This is a genomic window from Psychrobacter sp. MES7-P7E (assembly GCF_002863645.1).
In the GTDB taxonomy this organism is placed as follows: domain Bacteria; phylum Pseudomonadota; class Gammaproteobacteria; order Pseudomonadales; family Moraxellaceae; genus Psychrobacter.
Map to the genome: position 1 here is coordinate 44,320 of NZ_PJBU01000099.1, position 7,503 is coordinate 51,822.

6 protein-coding genes are annotated in these 7,503 nt (G+C 44.8%); 4 read left to right on the forward strand and 2 right to left on the reverse strand.

The window, feature by feature from the left end; genetic code table 11:
- Positions 1–308: 308 nt before the first annotated feature.
- Both CXF62_RS08440 and hutU read right to left on the reverse strand, forming a co-directional pair.
- Positions 309–1,673: a YjiH family protein gene (locus CXF62_RS08440; RefSeq protein WP_197707706.1), complete on the reverse strand. Its 1,365-nt coding sequence runs from the start codon at positions 1,671–1,673 to the stop codon at positions 309–311.
- Positions 1,674–1,743: 70 nt separating this feature from the next.
- On the reverse strand, positions 1,744–3,462 hold the full coding sequence (gene hutU, locus CXF62_RS08445; RefSeq protein ID WP_102093879.1) for a urocanate hydratase: 1,719 nt from the start codon (positions 3,460–3,462) through the stop codon (positions 1,744–1,746).
- 367 nt (positions 3,463–3,829) lie between these two features.
- Between hutU and CXF62_RS08450 the strand changes: the two genes are divergently transcribed.
- The 4 genes from CXF62_RS08450 to CXF62_RS08465 all read left to right on the forward strand — a co-directional run bounded on the left by CXF62_RS08450 (position 3,830) and on the right by CXF62_RS08465 (position 7,458).
- On the forward strand, positions 3,830–4,603 hold the full coding sequence (locus CXF62_RS08450; protein WP_102093881.1) for a UTRA domain-containing protein: 774 nt from the start codon (positions 3,830–3,832) through the stop codon (positions 4,601–4,603).
- A 447-nt stretch (positions 4,604–5,050) separates the two neighbouring features.
- The gene (locus CXF62_RS08455) at positions 5,051–5,887 is read left to right on the forward strand and encodes an amino acid ABC transporter substrate-binding protein (protein WP_102093882.1); all 837 of its coding nucleotides are present in this window, start codon (positions 5,051–5,053) and stop codon (positions 5,885–5,887) included.
- Positions 5,888–5,961: 74 nt separating this feature from the next.
- Positions 5,962–6,645: an amino acid ABC transporter permease gene (locus CXF62_RS08460; protein WP_179797881.1), complete on the forward strand. Its 684-nt coding sequence runs from the start codon at positions 5,962–5,964 to the stop codon at positions 6,643–6,645.
- Between the two features lie 69 nt (positions 6,646–6,714).
- On the forward strand, positions 6,715–7,458 hold the full coding sequence (locus CXF62_RS08465) for an amino acid ABC transporter ATP-binding protein (protein WP_057761251.1): 744 nt from the start codon (positions 6,715–6,717) through the stop codon (positions 7,456–7,458).
- The last annotated feature ends 45 nt before the right edge of the window (positions 7,459–7,503 follow it).

The following is a 7,503-nucleotide window of genomic DNA, read 5'->3' on the forward strand; positions in this document are numbered from 1 at the left end:
ACACTCGGTTGCCTTGTACTACTTTTAAATTGAATCGACTATATGGGTTATATTATTTTTGTTTAGGGCGTGTCCTCATTTTAAAAATGGTGATAAAGATGAGATAAATTGCCGTCAAACGAGGAAAATAGTGCAGATAATATCGAGATGTTGACCAACTATTTGACGATGTTTGGCAAAATTTAGCTGTTTTTAGCCCATTTAGAGGACACTCGTTTGAATTGAGGACACGCCCTAGTATCTTTATTAAAATGAAGTTGTTGAAAGGTTTTTAATCAACGAAATAGCTATTATCGGGTTTGAATTTTTTAGCCAATCCAGTTGAAGTACATGGCCAGTTGTCCGAATGCTGCAGCCAATAAAATACTGAGTACCACGCGCTCGAACCAAATGATGACCATTTTACCAACAGAGATTGGAATCTCGGTCGCAAGCACGCATGGAATCATGGCTGAGAAGAACAGCACACTGCTAATGGAGATGACACCTGCCACATAGCGCGTCAATATGTCAGCATTGCTCAGTAATAATGCTGGTAAGAACATTTCAGCCAATCCTGCCGACATTCCTTTGGCAGCGACAAGTGGTTCTGGTAGGCCGCCAAGCCATGTAAATGGATAGAGAAGCAAGCCCAAGGCATCGAAAACGGGTGTATATTTTGCTAACAGTAATCCTGTTAAGCCAACAGCTATGATAGAAGGCACAATAGCGGCTGCCATCGTTAGACCGTCATGAAAGTTAGACCACAAGATTTGTTTGAGGTCAGTGGCACGGCGCGAAGTGGATAAACCTAAATCAAACGCAGCTGCTAGCCGTGTACCACCTTTATGGTCTAAAGCGGGACGTTCAACGCTATCATCAAAGAGCCTGATAGGCGGAATACGAGCAGTAATCGCAGTAACAATAAAGGTAATCACTAGCGTAGACCAAAAGAACATATTCCAAAATTCCATCAGATCAAGCGTTTTGGCAACAATAACCATAAACGCCGCTGATACAGTCGAAAACCCGGTCGCAATGATAATGGCTTCACGCGCTGAATATTGCTTTTGCAAGTACACACGATTGGTGATGAGTAAGCCAATGGAGTAGCTACCGACAAAGGAAGCTACAGCATCAATCGCTGATGAACCTGGGGTTTTCCAAATAGGTTTCATAATCGGCTGCATGAGCACACCAACCATTTCTAATAAGCCAAAGCCAACCAAGAAGGCCAATATTAGTGCCCCAAGCGGTACAATCATGCCGACTGGTAAGGCCAGTTTTTCAAACAGAAACGGCAGCATGTCCTTTTCCATCATAAAGGTAGGCGCTATGTCAGCCACATACATCACTGCCAACATCAGACCGATGATCTTGAAAGTCGTCATAATCATATGGGTGATATTTTTGCGCCATGAGCCATCGATAAATGGCTTACTCACTCCATAGAGGATGAGTAAAAATAATAGCGTCACGGACAAGGTATGCTGCTGAGTGACTAGATAGGTTGCGCCATGATCGAACAAAATCGTGCTTTTTTCACCAATGGTAAATGGCACAAAAAACATCACTAAACCGATCGTACTGAATACGATCAGCTGTATTAAAGCAATAGGGGTTGATAGCAGTTTTTTTGACGATGTCGTTGCATTTTCATCGTTCAGATCAGATGCTGTATTTTGTTCAATCATATTATCCTCCTTGATAAAACGCCGATTATGTCCTTATACCCAGCTACGGCGTATAAAGACAAGGGACAAACTATTTGATCATTGGCAGATTTAGACCATAATCTTTCGCTGTCTTAATCGCCAACTCATAACCTGCATCGGCGTGACGCATAACGCCTGAGCCGCAATCATTGACAAGTACTCGCGATAAGCGTTTGGCCGCGGCGTCCGTGCCATCCGCTACGATGACCATACCTGAATGCTGCGAATAGCCCATGCCGACACCGCCGCCATGATGTAGTGATACCCAAGTTGCGCCGCCAGCCACATTTAGCATACCGTTCAATAGCGCCCAATCAGATACCGCATCTGAGCCGTCTTTCATACTCTCTGTTTCGCGGTTTGGACTAGCGACAGAACCCGTGTCTAAGTGATCACGACCAATGACGATTGGGCCCTTTAGCTCGCCGTTTTTGACCATTTCATTAAATGCTAAGCCCGCTTTATCTCGCTCACCAAGCCCTAACCAGCAGATACGAGCAGGCAAGCCTTGGAATTGAATACGCTCTTTTGCCATATCTAACCAGCGATGAATATGTTTATTTTCAGGGAATAGCTCTTTGATTTTTTGATCAGTCTTATAGATATCTTCTGGATCACCCGATAGCGCTACCCAGCGGAAAGGGCCTTTACCTTGGCAAAATAGCGGACGAATATACGCAGGGACAAAACCTGGGAAGTTGAAGGCATCTTTGACCCCTTCATCGAAAGCGACCTGACGGATATTATTACCGTAATCAGTCGCTGGAATGTCCATCGCTTGCAAGTCTAAAATCGCTTGTACATGTACCGCACAAGATTGAGCAGCGGCTTTGATCAGTGCTGCATGTTGCTCTGAATCTTCTTGGGCGGCTTTCCATTCCTCTACCGTCCAGCCGCTTGGTAGATAGCCATTGATCAAGTCATGCGCTGAGGTTTGATCGGTGACCAAGTCAGGCTTCATACCGCCAGCATTAGCACGCTTGACCATCTCAGGCAAGATATCTGCGGCATTACCAAGTAGAGCAATAGAGACGGCTTCGCCCGCGTCCGTATGTTGTTTGATTAACTCATAAGCATGGTCAAGATCGTCTGCTTGCTTGTCGACATAACCCGTGCGCAAACGGAAATCGATACTAGACTGCTGACATTCGATGTTCAATGACGTTGCACCCGCAAAAGTTGCAGCTAGTGGCTGCGCGCCGCCCATACCGCCCAGACCAGCGGTTAAAATCCAACGACCCGCCCAGCTACCATCATAATGCTGACGACCTGCTTCCACAAAAGTCTCATACGTCCCTTGGACGATGCCTTGCGTGCCGATATAAATCCAGCTACCAGCAGTCATCTGACCGTACATAAACAGGTCTTTGCGATCGAGCTCGTTGAAGTGCTCCCACGTTGCCCAACGCGGTACAAGGTTGGAGTTAGCAATTAAGACACGCGGTGCATTCTCATGTGTTTGAAATACGCCGACTGGTTTACCAGATTGCACTAGCAACGTCTCATCATCTTCTAATTCTTTTAGTGATTCTAAGATTTGATCATAGCTTTCCCAGTTACGGGCTGCGCGTCCGATACCACCGTAGACGACCAGGCTTTTTGGGTTTTCTGCCACATCAGGATGCAGGTTGTTTTGCAGCATACGATAAGGTGCTTCGGTCAGCCAGCTTTTGCAATGTAGCGTGCTACCAGTAGGCGCAGCAATATTACGGCTCTCATCACGGCGAGTCAGCTTAGTCTCTTTGTTGGTTCCATTGTCAGTAGTCATGATCATATCCTTGTGATAGCGAATAGGGCGATAAAGTCATCAAAGTAAGTGTCTTACAGTCAGCCTAGATATTCATTGACTAAGTATTCATCTAAATTCATAAAAATATCGAATCGATAAAGCAAATTTTCTAGCACTGCTGTATATTTGTATATACAAATTATCAAAGATACTTTTTTCATGCAAGGTTTTTTTTCATGAGCTGATTATTTTTGTTATTTACTCAGTCGATTTAGATAACACCGAGTGAGTTGAAAAACGCCCTAGTCAACACTGAACGCTCAGACATTTTGACTAAGGCTTGCACGGTGGTCTCGTGATATTATGTGGTCATTCCTATTAGCAAAACTGACGGTCAAAGGCGGATATGACAAAGACGATTCCGGCGTATCAACGCATAAAAAACGCCATACTAGACAACATCCATTCTGGTAAGTGGCAAGCGGGCAACGCAATTTCGACAGAAATGGCACTGGCTGAAGAGTTTGGTGTGTCAAGGATGACAGTCAACCGTGCGCTAAAAGAGCTGAGCGAGGAGCGGGTGTTAGAGCGTCGGCAAGGGTCGGGCACGTTTGTCGCACAGCAGCAGTTCAATCATACGTTTGTTGAGGTACGCAACATCGCTGAGGATTTAAAGTCTGCCAATCGTGATTATGAGGCAAAGGTCGTCAGCAAGCGTGCTGTTACTGCTGCTATGCTCGATAATGAGCTGCGTCGTAAGTTTGGTATTAATGAAGGGGCAGTGATCGATGAGGAGTCTGTATCTGTTAACGCAAGCGTGGATACAAACGCTAGTGATGAAGCTGTCCTATATGAAGTAAAAATTATTCACTTTGCCGATGGTCAGCCTATACAGTTTGAAGAGCGTTGGGTCGATGCTAAAAAAGTGCCGAAATTCATCGATCAGGATTTTAGTGTGGTCAATACCAGTGATTACTTAATTGCCAAAAGCCCTCTAGAGAGTGGCAGCTATACCATCCGAGCATTGGCAGCCCCTGATGAGATTGCTAAGTTTTTGCAAATTGCGCCGCAGTCACCAACGCTTGTATTGCGTCGGCAGACCTATTCGGCTGGCCAAGTCGTTACCTTTGTAAAAATGTGGCATGCAGGAGATCGCTATCAGTTCTCAGGCGAGTTGTAGCAGATATAGTCAAGCCTATATAAATCCGCTACATCGTCATCCTCGCTAAGCATACTAATGTATAACTTGCACTCGGTTTCCTTGTATCGAAATTATATTGAACTGACTATAGCTTACGTATGCTCACTGATTGTGTACGTGTTTCTGTCTAAAGTGAGATACTATATCCATAAGCTGCTATTTAATAAGATGGCAATTGGCGCTAATTAAACTCGTCAGAATATTTGAACAATCGTTAAAAATTAAAATATAATATAGAAACAGTATTGAAAAATAGCCCAAATAGCCTCAAATCGGGCAACCAAAGCCGAATATCATAGAGGAGCTTATATTGTTCTTCTGTGTCGGCTTGCTCTATTTATTAGCACCGTATATTTTATTAGTGCTGTGTGTCTTATTAACATTATGCATTTTTACTTTATTCATTCACTCTTATAAGGACGTCTTATGAAACGTCGTAACCTTTTAGCCCTTGCCGCCAGTACTGTATTGCTTGCCGCTTGTGGTCAGTCTAGCACCAATGAAGCCGACACCAATGCGACAGATAGTGCTGCGACTGGTGGTTCAGATTTGCTACAACGTATCAATAATGGCGGCACGATTAACGTCGGTACCGAAGGCACCTATCCGCCATTCACTTATCATAATGAGAGCGGTCAGTTGACGGGTTATGACGTCGAAGTGACGCGTGCCGTTGCTGATAAACTAGGCGTTGATGTTGAGTTTAAAGAAACTCAGTGGGATGCGATGCTGGCAGGTCTAGACTCAAAACGTTTTGATATGGTCGCCAACCAAGTTAGTTTGACCACGCCTGAGCGTAAAGCAAAGTATGACAAAGCAATGGCTTATAGCTGGTCAGGTGCGGTTGTATTGGCACCTACTGATGACAACCGTTATAGCTCGTGGGAAGGTCTAAAAGGTCTACGTACTGCGCAATCACTTAGCAGTAACTACGGTGAGCTTGCAGAGCGTTACGGTGCAGAGATCGTTCCTGTCGATGGTATGGCGCAAGCGATTCAATTAGTAAAGCAAGATCGTGCTGACTTTACGATGAATGACAATCTGGCGGTATTGGATTATCTAAAGAAATTCCCAGATTCTGATCTTGAGATTAAACTGACTGCACCTGCTAGTGAGTTACGTGGTTCAGGCCTAGTGCTTATCAAAGGTGATGATGAAGTTGTAGCGAAACTGGATGAAGCGATGGCTGAATTGGCGGCTGAAGGCACGCTAACTAAGCTTAGTGAACAGTTCTTTGGTGCTGATATAAGTCAACAAAAATAATGTCAGTTTCTATCATGTCAGCTTCTGTAATGTCTACATCATGGTTCGCGGACTTATTGGCAGTATTGCCATTTATGAGTCCTGATCGAGCGCAGATTGTCATCTCGTCGTTTTGGCCAATGCTCAAAGGCGGTATCTATTATTCGATACCGCTGGCGTTGATCTCATTTGCGATCGGTATGGCCATTGCACTGACAGTGGCATTGATTCGTATCATTCCGCGTGCCACTTGGTTCCATGAAATCATTTATCGGCTCGCTCGTGTCTATGTGTCCGCCATTCGCGGTACACCGATGCTGGTTCAGCTGTTTATTATTTTCTATGGTCTGCCAAGTGTCGGGGTGAAGCTCGATCCCTTTCCCTCAGCGATTATCGCGTTTTCACTGAACATCGGTGCTTATGCATCTGAGACAGTGCGTGCTTCGATTTTGTCGATACCAAAAGGGCAGTGGGAAGCAGGCTCGACGGTTGGTTTGACGTATCTACAGACGTTTCGTCATGTGATTTTACCGCAGGCGCTTAGAGTGTCGGTGCCGCCGTTGTCTAATACCTTTATCAGTCTGGTAAAAGATACCTCACTTGCTTCATTGGTACTGGTCACTGAGCTGTTCAAACAAGCGCAGATTATCACAGCTCGTAACTATGAGTTTATGCTGGTCTATACCGAAGCCGCAATTATCTACTGGGGTATCTGTCTGTTCTTGACCTTTATCCAAGGCAAGCTTGAAACTAGGCTAGATCGTTATGTGGCAAAATAAGCTACGTAGTAAAATAAGTTATGGCTCAATAGACACTCGCAAATATAGACTAGCCCAACAGGAATTTTTATGATCAAAGTCACTAATATTCATAAAGCCTTCGGTGGCAATCAGGTGCTAAAAGGCATCGACTTGACCATTAATAAAGGCAAAGTAGTCGTAATATTAGGACCTTCAGGATCGGGTAAAACCACCTTTTTGCGTTGTTTAAATGCGCTAGAGATTCCTGATCAAGGTGTGATTGCTTTTGATGATGATAGCTTGAGCGTCGACTTTGCGACTAAGCCAAGCAAAAAGACGCTACTAGCTTTACAGCGTAAATCAGGTATGGTGTTTCAGTCTTATAATTTGTTTCCACATAAGACAGCCATTGAAAACTTGATGCTTGGGCCTACAGTGGTACAAGGGCAGAGCAAAGCGCAAGCCCGTGAGCAGGCATTGGTACTACTGGAGAAAGTTGGACTGTCGGACAAAGCAGATCTCTATCCGTTTCAGCTATCTGGTGGTCAACAGCAGCGTATTGGTATTGCTCGTGCGCTTGCTATTGAGCCGTCGCTATTACTGTTTGATGAGCCAACCTCTGCGCTTGATCCAGAGTTGGTACAAGATGTGCTAGAGACAATGAAGCAGCTCGCCTCCGAAGGTTGGACGATGGTCGTAGTGACTCACGAAATCAACTTTGCCCGCGACGTTGCCGATCATGTTGTACTGATTGAAGATGGTCATGTGGTTGAAGAAGGCAGTGCCAAGCAGCTGTTTGAGGACTCAAAACATCCTCGTACGCAGGCATTTTTGCAACGTATAGAGCAGTAAAAACGTCTGTTTTTGCGTAAGTAATCAAACAAAAAAGCCCCAATC

What these genes read in the sequence shown, in the direction of transcription:
- CXF62_RS08465 (WP_057761251.1), top strand. Translation starts at nt 6,715, where the DNA reads ATGATCAAAGTCACTAATATTCATAAAGCCTTCGGTGGCAATCAGGTG.
- CXF62_RS08440 (WP_197707706.1), bottom strand. Translation starts at nt 1,673, where the DNA reads ATGATTGAACAAAATACAGCATCTGATCTGAACGATGAAAATGCAACG.
- CXF62_RS08460 (WP_179797881.1), top strand. Translation starts at nt 5,962, where the DNA reads ATGAGTCCTGATCGAGCGCAGATTGTCATCTCGTCGTTTTGGCCAATG.
- CXF62_RS08450 (WP_102093881.1), top strand. Translation starts at nt 3,830, where the DNA reads ATGACAAAGACGATTCCGGCGTATCAACGCATAAAAAACGCCATACTA.
- hutU (WP_102093879.1), bottom strand. Translation starts at nt 3,462, where the DNA reads ATGACTACTGACAATGGAACCAACAAAGAGACTAAGCTGACTCGCCGT.
- CXF62_RS08455 (WP_102093882.1), top strand. Translation starts at nt 5,051, where the DNA reads ATGAAACGTCGTAACCTTTTAGCCCTTGCCGCCAGTACTGTATTGCTT.